Below are 18,152 nucleotides of genomic sequence, written 5' to 3'. Positions count from 1 at the left end.
TGTGCCGTTTGCGCAGGGCTGGCGAACCGGTGATACGGGCGGTGATGGCGTTGGTCCACAGGTGCGGGCTGTAACCGATCCACACTTCCTTGGCGGTGTCCTGACAGGTGTCGGCCCACACCCAGCCGGTGCTCTGGCCGGAGAGGTAGCGGCCACGCTGGTGGTAGTCTTCCAGCCCTTGGTAGCGCAGCTCCTTGTAGAGGCCCACGCCGACGTGCTCATGAATGACCAGCTTTTCGCCCAAAGGGCCTTTCATGAACACGTAGACATAGCCCGGGCGCAAAGCGCGGAGGGTGTAGGCCGAGTGCTGCAGTGGAGTGAAGCCTTGTTCCAGGTTGAAGCCTGCATCGGCATAGCGGCAGGCGGGGGCGTCGGCGGTGCGGGGCACGATGGCGTAGCGCACTGGCAGGATGGGTATGCGTGCGCTGCAGGCTGGACCGGAGGTGGCGCTGCTGACGGAGGCATTGGTCATGCGAGCTCCTTGCTCAGAGAGACAGTCTTTTCGAACCAGAGACGCACTGCGGCAACTTTCAGTACTGACAAGACTGAAATACCGTTATTCATACTGTGCTGGATTTCAGGCTCGAATCTATGCTGTAAGAAGTTTCCTACTTATTTGCTGAGATGAGCGGGCGATCAAGTATCTGGAATTCAAGTGAAAGACAATGCCTCGAACGCTGCTTTTGGGTCGAGGCTGAAAGTGTAAGATTTTATTTGAACGTATATGTATTGCGTTCGCGAAATATCGCGTGAAAAGTTGCAGTGCTTTTGTAGGAGGTTTCGTACTTTAAGGTTGTTATATGTTCAGTTTTTGCACTTGGCCAGCACTACCTGGCAAGTCCTGGGCGTGCCTCCCGAGCGGCTGGCATAACGCACGCAGTTGTTCAGCGATTTCTGTTGCGCAATGCTCAATGTATTGCCCCAGGCCAGGCCGCCTTCACCGATAGTGGGGACGGCCTTGGCGAAGCAGTTGGAGCCCACTGCAGGCGTGGCGTAGCGTGCCTGGCTGGCTTTGCTGGAGCAACCAGCGGTAAGTGCCAGGCTGAGGCCTAACAGGGTGGCCAGTGCCCAGGACGTAGTTGGCCTGCTCATGTATTCCCCTTCTGCGCTTGGCAGCAAATGCCTTGCAGGATATTTCATTACAGCGAAGCGGTGAACTATCTCGGCGTCAAGAGGCTCCTTTGCTAAGCGCACCCTGCGCTTACCTGATGGCGCAAGACCATCAGCCCTGGGTCACTGAATGAAAAGGAGGCACCGTGACCGCATCTGATCAAACCCTCTACCGCTGTACGCCCAGCCCGCTGCATGCCTTGCTGCTGGCAGGCAGTGTGCCGTTGTTCCTTGGCGCACTGTTGAGCGATATCGCCTACTACAACAGCTACCAGATTCAGTGGAGCAACTTCGCCGCCTGGCTGATCGCCGGTGCCTTGGTGTTCTGTGGGCTGGCACTGTTGTTCGCGCTGGCCAACCTGATCCGCGCCGAGCGCAAGGGCGGGCGCGCTACGCTGTACTTCGTGCTGCTGTTGGTGACCTGGGTGCTTGGGCTGATCAATGCCTTCGAGCATGCCAAGGACGCCTGGGCGGTGATGCCTTCTGGGCTGGTGTTGTCGGTAATCGTGACAGTGCTCGCGGTGGTGGCCGCCTGGATCGGTTTGAGCAACCTGCGCTCAGGAGGTGTGGCATGAAGCCTTTGCATGCGTTCAGCCTGTTGAGCGTGGCGCTATTGTTGGGTGCCTGTGGTGGCGACGGCGAGCCGACCCAGGCCCATGGCCCGGACCCGAAGCTGCCGGAGCCTCAGCGCGGCTTGCTGCCAAATATGAAGATTGCGCAGCCGGTTGCCTGGGGTGAGCTGAAACCGACCGTGCCGGAGGGCTTCAGTGTCACGGCCATTGCCACTGGCCTGAAAATCCCGCGTCAGAGCCTGGTGCTACCCAATGGCGACATTCTGGTGGCTGAGGGTAGGGGGGGTAGCGCGGCCAAGCTCAAGCCCAAGGATGTGATCGCCAGCCAGATCAAGGCCAAGGGCAATACCCAGGTCAAGGGTGGCAATCGCCTGACCTTGCTGCGCGATGCTGACGGCGATGGAAACTACGAGCTACAGGACGTGTTTGCGGAAAACCTCAACGCACCGTACGGCTTGGCCTATGCCAACGGCAAGCTGTATGTAGCCAACCAGGATGCGCTCGTGCGCTTTGACTACCAGGAAGGCCAGACCCAGGCCGACGGCCCGCCAACCAAGATCACCGACCTGCCGGCCGAGATCAACCACCATTGGACCAAGGCGCTGACCATCAGCCCGGATGGCCGCTTCTTGTATGTGGGTATCGGCTCGAACAGCAATATCACCGAGCGCGGCCTGGAGGTGGAGATCGATCGGGCCATGGTCTGGCAGGTCGATGCTGAGAGCGGGGCGCACCGGCCCTATGCCTCCGGCTTGCGTAACCCGACGGCATTGGCCATTCAGCCGCAGACCGGACAGTTGTGGACGGTGGTCAACGAGCGGGATGAGTTGGGCCCTGACCTGGTGCCCGACTACCTTACCTCGGTGCGTGAGGGTGGCTTCTATGGTTGGCCTTACAGCTACTGGGGGCAGCATGTGGATGAGCGGGTGCGGCCGCAGAACCCGGACAAGGTGGCGGCGGCGATCAAGCCGGATTACAGCCTGGGTTCGCATGTGGCTGCACTGGGTGTCGACTTCTCGACCTCGGCAATGGGCGAGCGCTTTGCCGACGGTGTTTTCGTGGGCGAGCACGGCAGTTGGAACCGCCCCAACCCGGTGGGGTACAAGGTTATTTTCGTGCCGTTCAGCAATGGCAAGCCTGCTGGGGAACCGATCGACTTCGCCACGGGCTTTCGCGGTGAGGATGGCAAGACCCGGGGGCGACCGGTTGGGGTGACGGTGGACCCGCGGGGAGCGTTGATCATTGCCGATGACCTGGCGAATACGGTGTGGCGGGTGACGCGTAATCGCTGAGTGCTATCGGGTCAAATCGGCAAAGCTTGCTGGCGATGGGCCGCAGAGCGGCCCAATTGCTGACTGGCAAGCATTGCGCACGGGTCAGAAGCGGTAGTTGAAGCTGGCTTCCAGCGTGCGCGGAGCCCCTGGGGTGATCAGGTCGACTGAGCCATGTGCCGAGGCATAGTAGTCACGGTCGAACATGTTCTTCAGGCGCAGCGCAGCATCCCATTGCGGCACGCTGTACAGCAGCGCGGCGTCGAAGGTGGTATAGCCCGGCATCACCACCACATTGTCGAGCGCTGTGTAGCGTTCGTCGACGTAGTTGGCGCCGGCGGCCACACGCCACTCCGGTGTCAGGGTGCGTACCAGCCAGACGTTGGCGCTGTTGCGCGGCGTCAGGGTAGGGGTCTGGCCTTCGTTCGCGACGCCATTGGTCTTGCTGTTGGACTTGGTGATTTCGGCGTCCAGGTAAGCGTAACCGGCATAGATCTGCCACTTGTCGGTGAGATGCCCGCTGACGGTGGCTTCGAAGCCATCGGTACGCTGTTCGCCAGCCAATATGGTCAGGTTGGGGGTGGCCGGGTCGGCAGTCTTCATGTTGGTGCGCTCAAGGCGGAACACTGCGGCGGTCAGTGACAGGCGGCTGTCGAGCAGGTCCCATTTGGCGCCGATTTCATAGTTGGTGGTTTCTTCCGGTTCCAGGTGCTGGTTGCTCGGGCTCACCGCGAACACTTCGCCCGAAGGCTGGTAGCTGCGGCTGACCGACACGTAGTAGGACTGGAATGCGTCTGGCTGGTAGACCAGGCCGGCACGCGGGCTCCAGGTCTTGTCGGTACGATCAAGGTCGATGTTCTGCACGCGGTCGTCGTTGTACTCCTGGCCAAAGATGTCATAACGCACACCGACCAACGCCTTCCAGTGCGCGTTCAGCTCGATCATGTCCTGCACGTACAGACCGGTGGTCTGCTGGAAGTTGGTGCCCTTGGAAGACAGGTTGGCGGCATGCTCCGGTATCGGCACCAAGGCATCGCGGTAAACCGGTACCTGGGCCACGTTGGTCTGGCTCAGCACGCGCTGGTATTTGTCCTGAAAGCCTGCTTCCACGCCATACAACAGGTTGTGCTGCATGCCGGCCAGTTGCGCCTGTTGCTTGAGCTCCGTCTGGTTGAACACACCGTACTCATCGCGGGCGACGTTGCCGCGGTTGAGCTTGATCAGCAGTTCACCATTGGGCGCGGTGACGAAGCGCGTCGGGCTGCTGTCGGCCAAGGTGTTGTTGCGGTCCAGGTCGTAGCGGTAGTAACGGCTGGTGTTGGTCAGGGTGAAGTTGTCGTTGATGCGGTAGTCCAGGCTGGCTGTAAGCGAGAACACCTCGCTGCGGGCGTAATCCTGGTCAGCATCGCCAGAGCCGAAGCGTTTGTCGCGGTCCACGTCCACCGGGCGGTTGCCCAGGGCCGGGATGCCGAAGTCGATCAGGCGCTTGTCGTACAGGTAGGTGGCGCCCAGGTTCAGTTCCAGGTCGTCCGAGAGACGGAAGTAGGCCGACGGTGCGATGGCCTTGCGGTCGATGTAGCCATCATCGCGGAAGGTGTCGCTGTCTTCGAAGGCACCCGTTACGCGGTAGGCCTGGTTGCTTTGCGGGTCGGCCCAGCCGGTGTCGAACTGGGTTCGGCGTTTGCCTTCGCTGTCGAAGTTCATGCCGACTTCGCGCTTGGGCGTGAAGCTTGGTTTCTTGCTGATGCTGTTGATCAGCCCGCCCGAGGAGCCACGGCCATACAGCACCGCGGCCGGGCCCTTGATCACCTCGACACGCTCGATGTTGGACAGATCGCGAAAGTACAGGGCGTCGTCACGCACGCCGTCTATGTACATGTCGCCAATGGCGCTGAATCCACGGATGGTCACCTGATCGCGTTGGCCGTCGCCGTTGGACAGGCCGATGCCGGGCACGTTCTTCAGCACGTCTTCCATGGACTGTGCGCCTTGGTCCTTGATCACGCTTTCGGGAACGACGTTGACAGTTTGCGGGATATCGCGCAGCGGCGCGTCGATCTTCATGGCGCTGCGGCTTTCACTGGCCTTGTAGCTTTGCTGCTCATAGACGCTGGTGACGGCGGTGGCGGGCAGAGCGAGGCTACTTTGCGTATCGGTTTGGGCGGCAGCGTGTACAGCAGGCACAACGAGCAGGCCAAGCATGGAAATGGATGCTGTGGCAACAGACTTTTTTGCCATTACAGGCGACTCTTTGTTGTTATCGGGAGTCACGAATAGTAATGATTTGCAAATGTAAAGCAAGTGTAAAGAATTCGTATTATCTATAACAGTGGTTTCGGCGCCGAAATGCGTCGCGCGCCGGAAGGGCCGGCAAGGCGGCAGGTAATGGCTATGCTTGATACCGCGTGAACCTTTCACGCGCCTATTCGGACTTGATCACAGGGAACACGCCTATGAACCCCATTCGTACTCTCGCTCGTGCTGTAGCCCTTGCCACGCTGGCCTCTGCTGCCAGCTTCACGGTACAGGCTGCCGGCATCCCCATCGGGAGCGAGGCGCTGGAAAGCCATGTCACCACACAGGTAACGGCTATCGACCTGGCCACCCGCCAAGTCACGGTGAAAGGCCCTGACGATAAGAAGGATGTGACGTTCCAGCTGACCGAAAAGGCCAAGGCGCTGCCCAACCTGAAAGTCGGTGACCAAGTCGACATCTACGTGACACGCGCCGTGGCCTATGTGCTCAATCCGGACGTGGGTGGGGCGCCGAAAGCGACTGAAGAGTCCGGTACCATCCGTGCAACCGAGCAAAACCCCAACCCGGGCGGCGAGGCGTTCCGCCAGGTCAAGGTTACCTCTCAGATCAAGAAGATCGACCTCAACACGCATGAGGTGAGCTTGTTGCCGCCGGAGGGCAAGCTGCAGGTGGTCAAGGTCGAGAATCCAGACCTGCAGAAACGGATGAAGAACCTCAAGGTTGGCCAGACGGTCGACGCGATCTACACCGAAGTGCTGCGCGTCGAAACCTCGCGCTGACCTCAGCCGTTGCCGACCTCGGTTACTCGCCTACGATCGGGCATTTACGGTCCGGGCAGCCCGGTGCCGGGGTGCGGGCCTCAGTGGCCCGCGGCTTCGATCAAAGCCTGGGGTTCGGCACGCTCGGAGTAGTCGACATTGACGAAGGCATGGCGAATGCGGCCATCCTGGCCGATGACGAAAGCGCTGGCCATCGGCAGGCTGAGGTCGTCGCATTCGTTCAGTGCCTTGAGGTCGGCGCCAAGTGCTCGGTATACCGCCTCCAGCTCTGGCTCCAGCTCGAAGACGATGCCGTACTGGCGCGCCAGCTGGTTGCCCGGATCGCTCAGCAGTTGGTAGCGCACGCCCAGGGATTCGCGGGTTTTCAGGGTGGCAGCGCGGCTCTGGGCGGAGACGGCGACCAGCGTGGCACCGCTGGCGGCCAGATCGCCTGCCATCTGCTGGTATTCGCTAAGCACTACATTGCAGAACGGGCACCACAGGCCGCGGTAAAACACCAGTACCAGCGGGCCGCGTGCCAGCAGGGCCCGCAGGTCCACGGCCTTGCCATCGGCATCCTCCAGCACGGCCAGCGGGGCGTTGTCGCCGGCTTTGAGCACGTGGTCCTCAGGATGCCTTGCGATCAGGGCTTGCAGCGAGGCGCCAAATTTTTCCAGCACCTCGGTGGGCAGTTGGGTCATCTGCTGTTTGACGGCGTCGAGTTTTTCCTTGAGTGACATGCTTGTTTCCTTGTGATGGTTCACTGGGGCAGGCTTCGGGTAGCACGGGTTTGTATGCGCTGCGAGGCCTTGCAGGCCGGGGGATGGCGCTGAAACAGCTGAAGTACCCAGTCGGGACGGGTCTTGCTGGCATCATTGAGCCAATTGGCGACCGAGTCCTGGGCATATTTCTCGGCTTCGGCCAGCAGCGGTACCAGCAACGGCTCGGCCACTTCTGGATGTTGCTTGAGCGTGGCAATGTGCTCGCACCAAACGCCGCGCGGGCGCAGGATCTCGATGCAGAACCGACGCACCAGTGGGTCTGCATCGCCTGTATGGCGTCCAAGTAGCGCCAGGGCGGCTTCAGGGTGCTGGGCCAGGCGCGGGCGCAGGGCAATCCAGGCCCATTCACGCACGCCGAAATGCTCATCGCGGGCGAAGCGAAACTGCGCCAGCAGGGCATCTTCCACAGGCTGCGAGCGTGCAAGGTACGCCTGGGCGAACGCCGCCCAGCTGCGCACGGTATCGGACGGGTGCGTACAGCATTGCTCGAACACCTGCTGGCGCAAAGGCTCGGGGGCCTGCTCCAGCCACTTGCCTAGCGCCAGGCCAATGGCCGCCACTTTTTTTGACAGGCCCAGTGCCTGGGCCTGGTCTGCACTGGCAGCGAGGTGCTCTACCAACGCTGCGGGCAGTTGGCCTGCCAAGGCGTTGACCAGGGCGGCTTGATCCACCGCCAGGCACTCGGCCAGGTTGCGGGTTGGGAGTTGGCCAAGGTCGATCAGGGACTTTCGGTCGTCGCTCATTGCTGAGGTTCCATGGCGGTGGCACGGTGCACTCGATGACCGGCCAGGCACGTGCACAGCCTCGTTGATGTGCACATCCTCCAGTGGACGGCCCAGTGCCGAATCTTCGATGGGCGAAAGCTGAAACCCTCGATGGCCAGTGGCTGTCTGGCAAGGCGGCGGATGAACAGTCGCCGGTAAAGTGCCGCTGGCAGGCAGGCCTCGAGCCAAGGTTGGCGGCGACTTGACTGGTCGTGTTCGCTATGTACCCGGGGCTTCCTGCCAAGCCGGGCCAATACGCTCTGATTCTGCAACATTATCCACCTCCATGTGGTCTTGCGGGTGTGCCTTGGGTTCAGTGCTTGTCCGGTGGCAGTGCCAGGGCAGGACTGGCCGAGAGTGCCTGTAGCGTGATGGACAGGGCGTCGCGTTGCGTGTTGTCCAGTGACTGCATGATCGTGCCGATCCAGTCGGTGTGTTCGGCGAATACGGCGTCGAGTACCGCTATGCCTGCCGAGGTTAGGCTGATGCTCAGCTTGCGACGGTCATGGGCGTCCTTGCGGCGCTTGATAAAACCATCACCCTGCAGGCCGTCGAGCAGGCCGGTTACGGTGCCCGAGGTGATTGCCAGGCGCGTTGCCAGCTCCAGCGGTGCCAGGCGGCCGCCTGCGCCTTGCAAGGTCAGGAGGATTGCGAACCGCCCTTCCGACAGGTTATGGCGGGCCAACCGTGCGGCGCATACCCGGTTGATGGCCGCTGCAGCGGACAGGAGTTCGAAACACAGGCGCACGTTCTGTCTGGCGTCAGCGGGGGCCTCGGTCAGTGCATCGAGCATGATGTGATGCTTGTTCTCAAGCGTATTCATAAGGCGCAGTTTATCTTGGTGCCTTACTAAGTCAACAGCCCAGATGTCTCAGGGTGAAGACAGCCATGCGCACGCCGGCCGGAAGGGATGTTTCACTATGCAGGGTACGAATAGTTCAAGTGCAGGATTTTGATTTCTATCAGTACTGGGGAATGCAGCATCATGGTGGCCATAGATACCTTGGATGAGGATTGCCATGTTCAGTAAATCAATGCTCCTGCTGGCGCTTCCTGTGGCCATGGCGTTGCTTGCCGGTGCTGTATTGCCGTTTCAGGCCGCGGGTAATGCTGCGGTAGGCCGGGTACTTGGGCACTGGCTGTGGGGGGCTTTCACATCGTTGACGGTAAGCATGCTGGTGGTGATCGCTGCCCTGCTGATCATCCGGGTGCCGGCGCCAGACATGGGAAAGGCCCTGCAGGGGCCCTGGTGGTTGTGGATTGGTGGCGTGCTCGGGGCAATGTATGTAGCCGGCGCCGCAGCACTCACCCCCAAACTCGGCGCAGCAGGGTTCCTGGTGCTGGTGGTGGCAGGGCAGATCATCACGGCAGTGCTTGCCGACCACTTCGGGGTGATGGGCCTGGGTGGCAAGCCGCTTAGCCTGACCAAGGTGGCAGGCGTGGTGCTGATCCTGTGCGGAGTGCTGCTGGTACAGGGCTCTTGGGCAACGGCGTCACCGGCCCATTCCACGGCAGTTGTGAAAGGGCAGGAAAACTGATCAGCGTCCCGGTTGGCTACAGGCCCATACGGTCTCACGCAGCCAGCGGTGCCCGGGGTCACTGTCCTTGCGGTTGTGCCAGGCTTGCTGATAGTCGAAGGAGGGAATGGCCAGTGGCGGCGTGAACTGGCGCAGTATCCTGTGCTGGCGCAACGACCCCACTGCGCGGCTGGCCACCGTCAGGATCAGGTCAGTGCCGGCCAGCACTTCAACCGCCGCACTCCAGTGTGGCAAGGCCAGGGCAATGCGGCGTTGCAGGCCCCGGGCGGCCAGCGCACGCTCGATTTCATCGAAAGCATCCGGACGCATGGCCATCAATACATGTGGGCGTGCCAGCCAGTCTTCCAAGGCCATGCCGCCGCTGGCAGGCAGCACCTGGCGATCGGCAACGCTGATGAAACGATCGGCAAACAGGGACTGGGCGGTGATGTTCTGAGGCAGTTCGGGGAACAGGCCCAGGGCCAGATCCAGTTCGCCATCGAGCAACTGCGCCAACATGGTTTCACGGCTGGCCTGGCTGATGGCCAGGTCCACTCCGGGCGCGACTTGGCGCAGGTGGCGCAGCAGGTGCGGCAGGATGATGCGCGAAGCGTAGTCGGACAGCGACAGCCGGAATCGGCGCTGGGCCCGGGCTGGGTCGAACAGCGGGGTGGCCAGCAGGCTGTCGAGATTGCTCAGTGCATCCTGTAGTGGCTGTGCCAGCGACTGGGCGCGGGCAGTGAGGACCATGCGGCCGCCTTGGCGTACCAGCAAAGGGTCGTCGAAGTGTTTGCGCAACTGCGCCAAGGCGTGGCTGACCGCTGGTTGGCTGCGGTGCAGACGCAAGGCTGCACGGGTCACGTGCTTTTCGCTGAGCAGGGCGTGCAGCGCGAGCAGCAGGTTGAGGTCGATCTTGCGCAGTTCATCCATCGGGTGAATGGCCTTGGTCAATTCTGGCGGCTTGAATCAGCTTATCAGATGCTTGAGTGTTGCACGCGCTTACAAACTGCTGGCGATAGAGGCCGCTTCGCAGCACATGGACTCTACTAAATGACTTTATATTTGCTATGTAATTTACTGATAAAAATAGAATTATCTTCTTGCAGTCGCATGCTGAACACACTGCTCAAAGTAAGTCCGCTTTATCGCTGCCGGCTTGAGCCGCGAGCGGCTGTTGTAGGTTTGTTCGGTAATGCCGAAGGCAGTCATGCGCATCCACGGTTTGGGAAACTTACGCACCTGAAGCTTCTTGCGTGTGGCGTACAGCGTTACCCCGGAAAGCTTGGCCTGCTGGGCCTCGGCGGCTATCTGCGCGCCCCAGCCACAGGTGTGGCGATCGTTCTGGCTCAGTGGCCTGGCCTGGGCGCCGAAAGCGAGGGTGGCCAGCAGGCAGCCGGCCATCGTTGCTAGAATTACTCGCATGTTGCTGTCCTAAGCATCTGAAAGAAAACGGAGTTTGCCTTCGCTTTCCGGTGCTGTGGGCCAGCAATTTGCCGTCAGGTCACCGCCATGCGCAGAGGGCTGGCCGCGGGCTTGCGCAAGCTTGTCCAGGCCAGGCTGGCAACCCAGAGCACCGACACGCCATAGTTGAGGCGTTGATACAGGCCGAACAGCTGGCCACTCTGCGCCGCCTGGCCCATCAACGCGACGGTGGTGATCGCCAGTACCACGCAAGCCAGCGAAAACAGCGCCAGAGCGGGGGAGCCGGCAATACGGTTGCCCAGCCATGCCCATAGGGCGCTGGCAAAGGTCAGCGAGAGGAACATCAGCAGGCCAAACAGGTTATGCAGTTGCTGCGAGGTAGATGGCTGTGCCGGTGCACAGCCCTGGTCGCAGGGGAACCAGCCGGTGCCCAAACTGCCCATGCCATGCAGCAACACCAGGCCCGCACTTAGCAGCGCCAGCTTCGAGCTGTGCCAGCGCCGTACCAGGCCCCAGGCGAACAGGGTAAACAGCAGGGCTAGAGGGTAGTTGTTGACCCGTGGCGACCAGCTGTGGGTGGGCGAGCCGGCCGCGCCAAGCTGGCTCATGGCCTGTTGCAGGTGGTCATAGCCAGGGTAGGCCTGGGCGGTGAGCCATACGCCCGCCAGCAGCCATAGGGGGATCAGCAGGCCACTGCCGAGCAAAAGGCGGTCGAGGGTTTTCATACTGCAGATTCCTTCCATGGATCAGTGAGCGTGAAGGCATACAGTACAGGCTCGCGCAGACCATGGGCCAGTGATTCTGCGCGTTTTTTCATGGGCCAGGGTCTACAAAGATGGGCAATAAATACCGCACCGGGTGTATGTGATCGTACAACCGCTTGCGCTATGATGAGCGCTGTCTTTCAAGGTGAAATACAGGGCAATGACAGAGCAGCAGGTACAGGCAAGGACCCGGCGCAAGCCGCGCAGTCTGGCCCAGGAACTGGTCACGGTGCTGACCGAACGCATTCGCAGCGGCCAGCTCAAGCGCGGCGACAAGCTGCCGACCGAATCGCAGATCATGGCCGAAGAGGGCGTCAGCCGCACGGTGGTGCGTGAGGCGATTTCGCGGCTGCAGGCTGCCGGGCAGGTAGAGACCCGCCACGGCATCGGCACCTTCGTGCTGGATGCGCCGGCTACGGGCGGTTTCCGTATCGACCCGGCCACCGTGGTCACCCTGCGCGAAGTGCTGGCGGTGTTGGAGTTGCGCATTGCCCTGGAGATCGAGTCGGCCGGGCTGGCGGCCCAACGGCGAAGCGACGAAGCCCTGGCCGGTATGCGGGCGGCGCTGGACGAACTCAACGAGGGGGCGGCCCACGCCACTGATGCGGTGTCGGCGGACTTCCAGTTCCACCTGCGCATTGCCCAGGCCAGCGGCAACCACTACTTCGCCGACATCATCAACCACCTGGGTACCAGCATCATCCCGCGCACCCGGCTGAATTCGGCGCGCCTGGCCCATGATGACCAGGCGCATTACATGAGCCGCCTGATGCATGAGCACGAGGCGATCTATGAGGCGATTGCCCGGCGTGACAGCGAAGGGGCGAAGATGGCCATGCGCATGCACCTGAGCAACAGCCGCGAGCGCTTGCGCCAGGCGCATGAGGCGGCGGAAGCACAAGGGACCTGAAGCCTTTGCTGCCTGTAATGGCCTCTTCGCGGGCAAGATAGCCCTGTAGGAGCGGGCTTGCCCGCGAAGAGGCCGGTACAGTCAAAAAGAAAAGCCCGCCGTGCGCAGGGCTTTCTTGTTGCTTGCAACCAGTCAGATCGCCCCGTCACTCCACTGCCCGTTCACCAACCGCCGCAGCCCCAGCGGGTTGCCGTCGCGCAGTGCTTCAGGCAGCAGTGTCTGCGGGTAGTTCTGGTAGCACACCGGGCGCAGGAAGCGGTCGATGGCCAAAGTACCGACCGAGGTGCCTCGCGCATCGGAGGTCGCGGGGTACGGGCCGCCGTGCACCATCGCATCACAGACTTCGACACCGGTCGGGTAGCCATTGACCAGGATTCGACCGACTTTCTCCTCCAGCAGCGGCACCAGCCAGGCGAAGGCATCGAAGTCCTCCGCTTCGCCGATCAGCGTTGCGGTCAGCTGGCCACGCAGGCCGAGCAGCGCGTCGCGCAGTTGGTCGTTGTCCTGCACCTCTACGGCCACGGTGGTGGGCCCAAACACTTCTTCCTGCAACAGCGGGTCGGACTCGACCAGCAGGCGTGCATCGGCCTTGAACAGCTGAGCGCGCGCCTGGTTGCCGTCCTGCACCTGGCCGGCCGCATGCTCGATACCGGCATGGGCATGCAGGTGTTCAAGGCCGCCAACGTAGCTGCGCAGGCCGCCAGCGTTGAGCATGGTTTGCCCGGCTTGCTGATCCAGGTACTGGCCAAGGTCGGCGAGCAACTGGCTGTACTGTGGCGACTGCAAGCCAATCACCAGCCCAGGGTTGGTGCAGAACTGCCCGGCACCCATGCACACAGACCCCGCCAACTCGCGGGCAATGGCCTCGCCACGTTTGGCCAGGGCGCCCGGCAGGATGATGACCGGGTTGATGCTGGACATCTCGGCGAATACCGGGATTGGCTGCGGCCGCTCAGCGGCCATGCGGCAAAGGGCATCGCCGCCTTTCAGCGAGCCGGTGAAGCCAACCGCCTGGATGGCGGGGTGCTTGACCAGCCACTCGCCCACGCCGCCACCAAACACCATGTTGAACACGCCCTTGGGCATGCCGGTACGCTCAGCGGCGCGCATGATAGCGCAGCCGACCAGGTCGGCGGTGGCCATGTGGCCGCTGTGCGCCTTGAATACCACCGGGCAGCCTGCGGCCAGGGCGGCGGCGGTATCCCCCCCGGCGGTGGAGAAGGCCAGCGGGAAGTTGCTGGCACCGAACACCGCGACCGGGCCCACGCCGATGCGCATCTGGCGCAGGTCTACGCGTGGCAGCGGCTGGCGCTCGGGCAGTGCCAGGTCGATGCGCGCTCCGAGGAAGTCGCCGCGGCGCAGCACCTGGGCGAACAGGCGCATCTGCCCGCTGGTGCGGCCGCGCTCGCCCTGGATACGGGCGGCGGGCAGGGCGGTTTCGCGGCAGACGATGGCGACGAAGGCGTCATCCAGTTCGTCGAGTTCAGCGGCAATGGCGTCGAGGAACTCGGCCCGACGTGCCGGGGCCAGCTGGCGGAACTCGGCGAAGGCAGCGGCAGCGGCCTTGGCGGCCTGGTCCACTTCGGCTTCGGTGGCCTGGGTAAAGCTGTAGGGCAGGGCTTCGCCAGTGCTGGCGTCCAGGCTCTGCAGGCGCTGAGGGCCAGCGGCACTGCGCTGACCGGCGATGAAATTATGGCCGAGGATCTCAGGCATGGGGTGCTCCTGTGGGATTGAGAGTGGAGTGCGTGAATGCGTGGTCAGGGCTGCGGCATCAGGTAATGGGCGCCGGGTTGAACAGGGTGATGTCGTTGTGCAGCCGGTGTTGTTCGGCCCAGGTCTGCTTGCGGCCGCTGGCCACGTCCAGGTAGTAATGGAACAGCTCCCAACCCAGCTCCTCGATGGTCGAGCGACCACTGGCGATGCGACCGGCGTCGATGTCGATCAGGTCGGGCCAGCGTTGGGCCAGTTCGCTGCGGGTACACACCTTGACCACCGGTGCCATGGCCAGGCCATAAGGGGTGCCGCGGCCGGTAGTGAAGACGTGCAGGTTCATGCCAGCCGCCAGTTGCAAGGTGCCACAGACAAAGTCGCTGGCCGGGGTGGCGCAAAAAATCAGGCCTTTTCGGTTGACCCGCTCGCCTGGGCCGAGCACGCCCTGGATAGCGCCGCTGCCCGACTTGACGATCGAACCCAGCGACTTCTCGACGATGTTCGACAGCCCGCCTTTCTTGTTGCCCGGCGTGGTGTTGGCGCTGCGGTCGGCGGCGCCTTGCTGCAGGTAGCGGTCGTACCAGTCCATTTCGCGCACTAACGCGTCGGCAACGTCCTGGTTTTCCGCGCGCGAGGTCAGCATGTAGATCGCGTCGCGCACCTCGGTCACTTCAGAGAACAGCACAGTGGCGCCAGCGCGGACCAGCAAGTCCGCGGCATAGCCCAGTGCCGGGTTGGCGGTGATGCCCGAGAAGGCGTCGCTGCCACCGCATTGCATGCCGAGGATCAGTTCGCTGGCCGGGACCGTTTCGCGGCGGCGCTGGTCGAGCCTCTTCAGACGGGTTTCGGCCAGGTCCATGATCTGCTCGATCATTTCTACAAAGCCAAGGCTGGCATCTTGAAGGCGGTACAGCCATGGGTCGCTGAGGTCCACCGACGGGTCGTTGTCGTGCATCACCTGGCCGGCTTGCAGTTTTTCACAACCCAGGCTGATCACCAGTGCCTCGCCGCCGAGGTTGGGGTTGCGCGCCAGGTTGCGCACGGTGCGGATCGGGATGTAAGCGTCGCGGGCGTTGATTGCCACGCCGCAGCCGTAGCTGTGGGTAATGGCCACCACGTCGTCGACGTTGGGGTATTTGGGCAGCAGCTCGTTGCGAATGCGCTTGACCGCATGTTCCAGCACGCCGGTCACGCATTGCACGGTGGTGGTGATGCCGAGGATATTGCGGGTGCCGACAGTGCCGTCGGCATTGCGATAGCCCTCGAAGGTGAAGCCCTCCAGCGGCGGCAGCGGCTGTGGCACGGCGTCGCAGCGCGGCAGGCTGTCCAGTTCCGGGGCGGCCGGCATGGCCAACTGGCTTTCCTGCACCCAGCTGCCTTGGCGCAGGTCTTCCAGCGCGTAGCCGATGATTTGCCCGTAGCGGCGCACCGGCTCGCCCTTGGCGATGGCCACGGTGGCCACCTTGTGGCTTTGCGGCACGCCTTCGACCAGGGTCAGGCCGTCGGCGAAGCGGGCGCCTTCGCCCAAGCCGCCGTCGTTGACGACCACAACGACGTTGTCGTCGTCGTGCAGGCGGACGTAGCGGGGCGAGTCGGAATGTTCGATCAACTGCATGTTTGGGCCCTACTTGTCAGGTTCTCAGGCTTTTGTACATCCGCCCACGCCGGGTGACCCGGCGTGGGTGTGTGCTTTCAGTGACGTGAGCTGGCCAGTTCGCCGTCGGTGGCAGGCTCAGCGTGTGGCTTTGGGGCGGCATCACGCAATTCGATACGCTTGATGGGGCCGACGATAACCAGGTAGCTGAATACCGCTACCAGCGCGTTGGCACCCACGTACACGAGCGCCCACTTGAACGAGCCGGTGGCGCTGATGATGTAGCCGATCACGATAGGGGTGGTGATCGACGCGATGTTGCCGAAGGTGTTGAACAGGCCACCGGACAGCCCGGCGATCTGCTTGGGCGAAGTGTCCGCTACCACCGCCCAGCCCAGCGCACCGATGCCCTTGCCGAAGAACGCCAGCGTCATGAAGCCAACCACCATCCACTCGGCATCGACGTAGTTGCAGAACACCATGGTGGTGGACAGCAGCAGGCCACAGACGATCGGCAGTTTGCGCGAGAAGGTCAGCGAGTTGCCGCGGCGCAGCAGCCAGTCGGAGATCACGCCACCCAGGACGCCACCGATGAAACCACACACCGCCGGCAGCGAGGCGATGAAGCCGGCCTTGAGGATTGTCATGCCACGTTCCTGCACCAGGTACACCGGGAACCAGGTGAGGAAGAAGTAGGTGATGGCGTTGATGCAGTACTGGCCCAGGTAGACGCCCAGCAGCATGCGGCTGGTCAGCAACTGCTTGATGTAACCCCATTTCGGGCCGTCGCTGCCGCGCTTCTGGTCCATGTCGACCAGGCCGCCGTTCTGCTCGATGTGCTCGAGTTCGCTTGGGCTGATGCGCGGGTGTTGGCGCGGGTTGTAGATGGTTTTCAGCCACACCATCGAGAAGATGATGCCTATCACACCCATGACCACGAACACGTGCTCCCAGCCGAAGCTGAACACGATCCAGCCCATGATCGGGGCGAACAGTGCAGTGGCGAAATACTGCGCCGAGTTGAAGATGGCCGACGCCGTGCCGCGTTCCTGGGTCGGGAACCATGCGGCGACGATGCGCGCGTTACCCGGGAATGACGGGGCTTCGGCGAAGCCCACCAGGAAGCGCAGGGTGAAGAGGGTGACCACGGCCCAGGCAACCGGCAGGCCACCGACAAAACCCTGCAGCAGGGTGAACAGCGACCAGGTGAAGATGCTGAAGGCGTAGACGTTCTTGGAACCGAAGCGATCGAGCAGCCAGCCACCAGGAATCTGGCCAGCCACGTAAGCCCATCCGAAGGCGGAAAAGATATAACCGAGGGTTACGGCGTCAATGCCGAGGTCTTTCTGCAGGCTGGAGCCTGCGATTGCAATGGTCGCGCGGTCGGCATAGTTGATCGTGGTCACCAGAAACAGCATGAACAGGATCAGGTAGCGCACATGCGTTTTCTTAGTCGCTTGCATGCTGGCAATACTCCCACTAGTTATTTTTGTGCGGGCTCACGAATTGTAACCGGAGTGGGGCAGGCCCACTCCGGGCGCGGCATGTGGCAGGCCGCGGGCAGCGCTTACTGCGGGCCCATCTTGTCCATCAACGCGGCGAGCATCTCGTACTCTTCGGCGGTGAGGTCGGTCAGCGGAGTACGCACCGGGCCGGCGTCGTAACCGGCAATTCTGGCGCCAGCCTTGACGATGCTGACGGCGTAGCCGGCCTTGCGGTTGCGGATGTCCAGGTACGGCAGGAAGAAATCGTCGATCAGCTTGGCCACGGTGGCGTGGTCGTCCCGGGCGATGGCGTTGTAGAAGTCCATGGCGGTTTTCGGCACGAAGTTGAACACCGCGGAGGAGTACACCGGTACACCCAGGGCCTTGTAGGCGGCCGCATACACTTCGGCGGTCGGCAGGCCACCCAGGTAGCTGAAGCGCTCGCCCAGACGACGACGGATCGACACCATCAGCTCGATATCACCCAGGCCGTCCTTGTAGCCGATCAGGTTCGGGCAGCGCTCGGCCAGTTTTTCCAGCAGGTCGGCGTTCAGGCGGCAGACGTTGCGGTTGTACACCACCACACCGATGTTTACCGATTTGCACACCGCTTCGACGTGGGCGGCGACGCCGTCCTGGCTGGCTTCGGTCAGGTAGTGCGGTAGCAACAGCAGGCCCTTGGCACCCAGGCGCTCGGCTTCTTGCGCGTATTCGATGGCCTGACGGGTGGAGCCGCCGACACCGGCGAGGATCGGCACCGAAGTGGCGCAGGTGTCAACCGCGGTCTTGATCACCTGGCTGTATTCGCTGGCGGCCAGGGAGAAGAATTCACCGGTACCGCCGGCGGCGAACAGCGCGCTGGCGCCGTAGGGGGCCAGCCACTCAAGGCGCTTGATGTAGCCAGCCGGGCTGAAGTCGCCCTGGGCGTTGAAGTCGGTGACCGGGAAGGACAGCAGGCCGTGGGAGAGGATGGATTTGAGTTCTTGTGGAGTCATTGTTGTTGGCATCCTGGGGCGCTTGGGTGAAGGGTGTTGTCTTGCGTCGGAGGTAAGTTATCGTACAACCTATTCGATGACTAGTCCTTTTTCAGAATTTTGTGTTCTCGCCAGGGTGGCCGTCTGGATAGGTGTGTTGTGGCGCAGATCGAGCGCCGCCCGCGCGGCGCTTCGCGGGTAAACCCGCTCCTACGTTTGTTTCGGGCCAGTATCGCCTGTGCCAGACGCGCGCGACCGCCTTGT

Annotated in this window: 18 protein-coding genes; 5 read left to right on the top strand and 13 right to left on the bottom strand. The window is 62.4% G+C overall.

The annotated features are described in order from the left end of the window. Positions 1-472: toxin VasX (locus tag ACYCCG_RS23220; protein WP_459671906.1), on the bottom strand; the 472-nt coding region annotated here is incomplete at its 3' end. Positions 473-804: 332 nt separating this feature from the next. Next, a complete protein-coding gene (locus ACYCCG_RS23215) occupies positions 805-1,092 on the bottom strand; it encodes a hypothetical protein (protein ID WP_459671904.1) in 288 nt (95 codons plus the stop codon). Positions 1,093-1,256: 164 nt separating this feature from the next. Between ACYCCG_RS23215 and ACYCCG_RS23210 the strand changes: the two genes are divergently transcribed. Both ACYCCG_RS23210 and ACYCCG_RS23205 read left to right on the top strand, forming a co-directional pair. After that, complete coding sequence (locus tag ACYCCG_RS23210) at positions 1,257-1,685, top strand: DUF2231 domain-containing protein (protein WP_339533534.1); 429 nt, start codon at positions 1,257-1,259, stop codon at positions 1,683-1,685. Continuing rightward, positions 1,682-2,974: a PQQ-dependent sugar dehydrogenase gene (locus ACYCCG_RS23205; protein WP_459671902.1), complete on the top strand. Its 1,293-nt coding sequence runs from the start codon at positions 1,682-1,684 to the stop codon at positions 2,972-2,974. Before ACYCCG_RS23210 ends, ACYCCG_RS23205 begins: the two co-directional genes overlap by 4 nt. Positions 2,975-3,058: 84 nt before the next feature. On the opposite strand, the gene ACYCCG_RS23200 is transcribed toward ACYCCG_RS23205, so the two are convergent. Then, positions 3,059-5,191, bottom strand: coding sequence for a TonB-dependent receptor (locus tag ACYCCG_RS23200; protein WP_459671900.1), 2,133 nt, complete (start codon positions 5,189-5,191; stop codon positions 3,059-3,061). A gap of 215 nt (positions 5,192-5,406) precedes the next feature. Here ACYCCG_RS23200 and ACYCCG_RS23195 point away from each other — a divergent pair, with 215 nt between their 5' ends. Continuing rightward, positions 5,407-5,988: a hypothetical protein gene (locus tag ACYCCG_RS23195; protein ID WP_021781714.1), complete on the top strand. Its 582-nt coding sequence runs from the start codon at positions 5,407-5,409 to the stop codon at positions 5,986-5,988. Positions 5,989-6,068: 80 nt separating this feature from the next. Here the strand turns inward: ACYCCG_RS23195 and ACYCCG_RS23190 are convergent, their stop codons facing one another. The 3 genes from ACYCCG_RS23190 to ACYCCG_RS23180 all read right to left on the bottom strand — a co-directional run bounded on the left by ACYCCG_RS23190 (position 6,069) and on the right by ACYCCG_RS23180 (position 8,336). Continuing rightward, a complete protein-coding gene (locus ACYCCG_RS23190) occupies positions 6,069-6,707 on the bottom strand; it encodes a peroxiredoxin-like family protein (protein WP_459671897.1) in 639 nt (212 codons plus the stop codon). A gap of 20 nt (positions 6,708-6,727) precedes the next feature. Continuing rightward, positions 6,728-7,492, bottom strand: coding sequence for a hypothetical protein (locus tag ACYCCG_RS23185; RefSeq protein WP_176683266.1), 765 nt, complete (start codon positions 7,490-7,492; stop codon positions 6,728-6,730). 334 nt (positions 7,493-7,826) lie between these two features. Then, on the bottom strand, positions 7,827-8,336 hold the full coding sequence (locus ACYCCG_RS23180; RefSeq protein ID WP_176683267.1) for a MarR family winged helix-turn-helix transcriptional regulator: 510 nt from the start codon (positions 8,334-8,336) through the stop codon (positions 7,827-7,829). A 196-nt stretch (positions 8,337-8,532) separates the two neighbouring features. Between ACYCCG_RS23180 and ACYCCG_RS23175 the strand changes: the two genes are divergently transcribed. Next, entirely contained in the window at positions 8,533-9,051 is a 519-nt protein-coding gene (locus ACYCCG_RS23175; protein WP_339444150.1) for a DMT family transporter, read from the top strand. On the opposite strand, the gene ACYCCG_RS23170 is transcribed toward ACYCCG_RS23175, so the two are convergent. From ACYCCG_RS23170 to ACYCCG_RS23160, 3 genes are all read right to left on the bottom strand, one after another. Continuing rightward, positions 9,052-9,960, bottom strand: coding sequence for a LysR family transcriptional regulator (locus ACYCCG_RS23170; protein WP_459671909.1), 909 nt, complete (start codon positions 9,958-9,960; stop codon positions 9,052-9,054). Between the two features lie 162 nt (positions 9,961-10,122). Then, positions 10,123-10,452 carry a hypothetical protein gene (locus ACYCCG_RS23165; protein ID WP_209965375.1) on the bottom strand — a complete coding sequence of 110 codons (330 nt, stop codon included), beginning with the start codon at positions 10,450-10,452 and terminating at the stop codon, positions 10,123-10,125. 74 nt (positions 10,453-10,526) lie between these two features. After that, positions 10,527-11,177 (bottom strand): DUF998 domain-containing protein, encoded by a 651-nt coding sequence (locus ACYCCG_RS23160; RefSeq protein ID WP_459671893.1) that lies wholly within the window; start codon positions 11,175-11,177, stop codon positions 10,527-10,529. Positions 11,178-11,376: 199 nt separating this feature from the next. Here ACYCCG_RS23160 and ACYCCG_RS23155 point away from each other — a divergent pair, with 199 nt between their 5' ends. Continuing rightward, the gene (locus ACYCCG_RS23155; protein WP_003247694.1) at positions 11,377-12,126 is read left to right on the top strand and encodes a FadR/GntR family transcriptional regulator; all 750 of its coding nucleotides are present in this window, start codon (positions 11,377-11,379) and stop codon (positions 12,124-12,126) included. A 132-nt stretch (positions 12,127-12,258) separates the two neighbouring features. Here ACYCCG_RS23155 and ACYCCG_RS23150 read toward each other — a convergent pair whose 3' ends face one another. From ACYCCG_RS23150 to kdgD, 4 genes are all read right to left on the bottom strand, one after another. After that, positions 12,259-13,839, bottom strand: coding sequence for an aldehyde dehydrogenase (NADP(+)) (locus ACYCCG_RS23150; RefSeq protein ID WP_209965380.1), 1,581 nt, complete (start codon positions 13,837-13,839; stop codon positions 12,259-12,261). A gap of 58 nt (positions 13,840-13,897) precedes the next feature. Beyond that, positions 13,898-15,451, bottom strand: coding sequence for a galactarate dehydratase (gene garD, locus ACYCCG_RS23145; protein WP_339533527.1), 1,554 nt, complete (start codon positions 15,449-15,451; stop codon positions 13,898-13,900). A gap of 77 nt (positions 15,452-15,528) precedes the next feature. Further along, complete coding sequence (locus ACYCCG_RS23140; protein WP_209965385.1) at positions 15,529-16,893, bottom strand: MFS transporter; 1,365 nt, start codon at positions 16,891-16,893, stop codon at positions 15,529-15,531. Between the two features lie 104 nt (positions 16,894-16,997). Then, a complete protein-coding gene (gene kdgD / locus ACYCCG_RS23135; RefSeq protein ID WP_209965387.1) occupies positions 16,998-17,909 on the bottom strand; it encodes a 5-dehydro-4-deoxyglucarate dehydratase in 912 nt (303 codons plus the stop codon). Positions 17,910-18,152: the final 243 nt, after the last annotated feature.

This window comes from Pseudomonas sp. VEM90 (assembly GCF_054611535.1).
The sequence above is the reverse complement of the archived record's forward strand: the minus strand, read 5'-3'. Positions and strand labels throughout refer to the sequence as shown.

What these genes read in the sequence shown, in the direction of transcription:
- ACYCCG_RS23200 (WP_459671900.1), bottom strand. Translation starts at nt 5,191, where the DNA reads ATGGCAAAAAAGTCTGTTGCCACAGCATCCATTTCCATGCTTGGCCTG.
- garD (WP_339533527.1), bottom strand. Translation starts at nt 15,451, where the DNA reads ATGCAGTTGATCGAACATTCCGACTCGCCCCGCTACGTCCGCCTGCAC.
- ACYCCG_RS23150 (WP_209965380.1), bottom strand. Translation starts at nt 13,839, where the DNA reads ATGCCTGAGATCCTCGGCCATAATTTCATCGCCGGTCAGCGCAGTGCC.
- ACYCCG_RS23195 (WP_021781714.1), top strand. Translation starts at nt 5,407, where the DNA reads ATGAACCCCATTCGTACTCTCGCTCGTGCTGTAGCCCTTGCCACGCTG.
- ACYCCG_RS23180 (WP_176683267.1), bottom strand. Translation starts at nt 8,336, where the DNA reads ATGAATACGCTTGAGAACAAGCATCACATCATGCTCGATGCACTGACC.
- ACYCCG_RS23185 (WP_176683266.1), bottom strand. Translation starts at nt 7,492, where the DNA reads ATGAGCGACGACCGAAAGTCCCTGATCGACCTTGGCCAACTCCCAACC.
- ACYCCG_RS23155 (WP_003247694.1), top strand. Translation starts at nt 11,377, where the DNA reads ATGACAGAGCAGCAGGTACAGGCAAGGACCCGGCGCAAGCCGCGCAGT.
- ACYCCG_RS23190 (WP_459671897.1), bottom strand. Translation starts at nt 6,707, where the DNA reads ATGTCACTCAAGGAAAAACTCGACGCCGTCAAACAGCAGATGACCCAA.
- ACYCCG_RS23170 (WP_459671909.1), bottom strand. Translation starts at nt 9,960, where the DNA reads ATGGATGAACTGCGCAAGATCGACCTCAACCTGCTGCTCGCGCTGCAC.
- ACYCCG_RS23205 (WP_459671902.1), top strand. Translation starts at nt 1,682, where the DNA reads ATGAAGCCTTTGCATGCGTTCAGCCTGTTGAGCGTGGCGCTATTGTTG.
- ACYCCG_RS23175 (WP_339444150.1), top strand. Translation starts at nt 8,533, where the DNA reads ATGTTCAGTAAATCAATGCTCCTGCTGGCGCTTCCTGTGGCCATGGCG.
- kdgD (WP_209965387.1), bottom strand. Translation starts at nt 17,909, where the DNA reads ATGACTCCACAAGAACTCAAATCCATCCTCTCCCACGGCCTGCTGTCC.
- ACYCCG_RS23160 (WP_459671893.1), bottom strand. Translation starts at nt 11,177, where the DNA reads ATGAAAACCCTCGACCGCCTTTTGCTCGGCAGTGGCCTGCTGATCCCC.
- ACYCCG_RS23140 (WP_209965385.1), bottom strand. Translation starts at nt 16,893, where the DNA reads ATGCAAGCGACTAAGAAAACGCATGTGCGCTACCTGATCCTGTTCATG.
- ACYCCG_RS23165 (WP_209965375.1), bottom strand. Translation starts at nt 10,452, where the DNA reads ATGCGAGTAATTCTAGCAACGATGGCCGGCTGCCTGCTGGCCACCCTC.
- ACYCCG_RS23215 (WP_459671904.1), bottom strand. Translation starts at nt 1,092, where the DNA reads ATGAGCAGGCCAACTACGTCCTGGGCACTGGCCACCCTGTTAGGCCTC.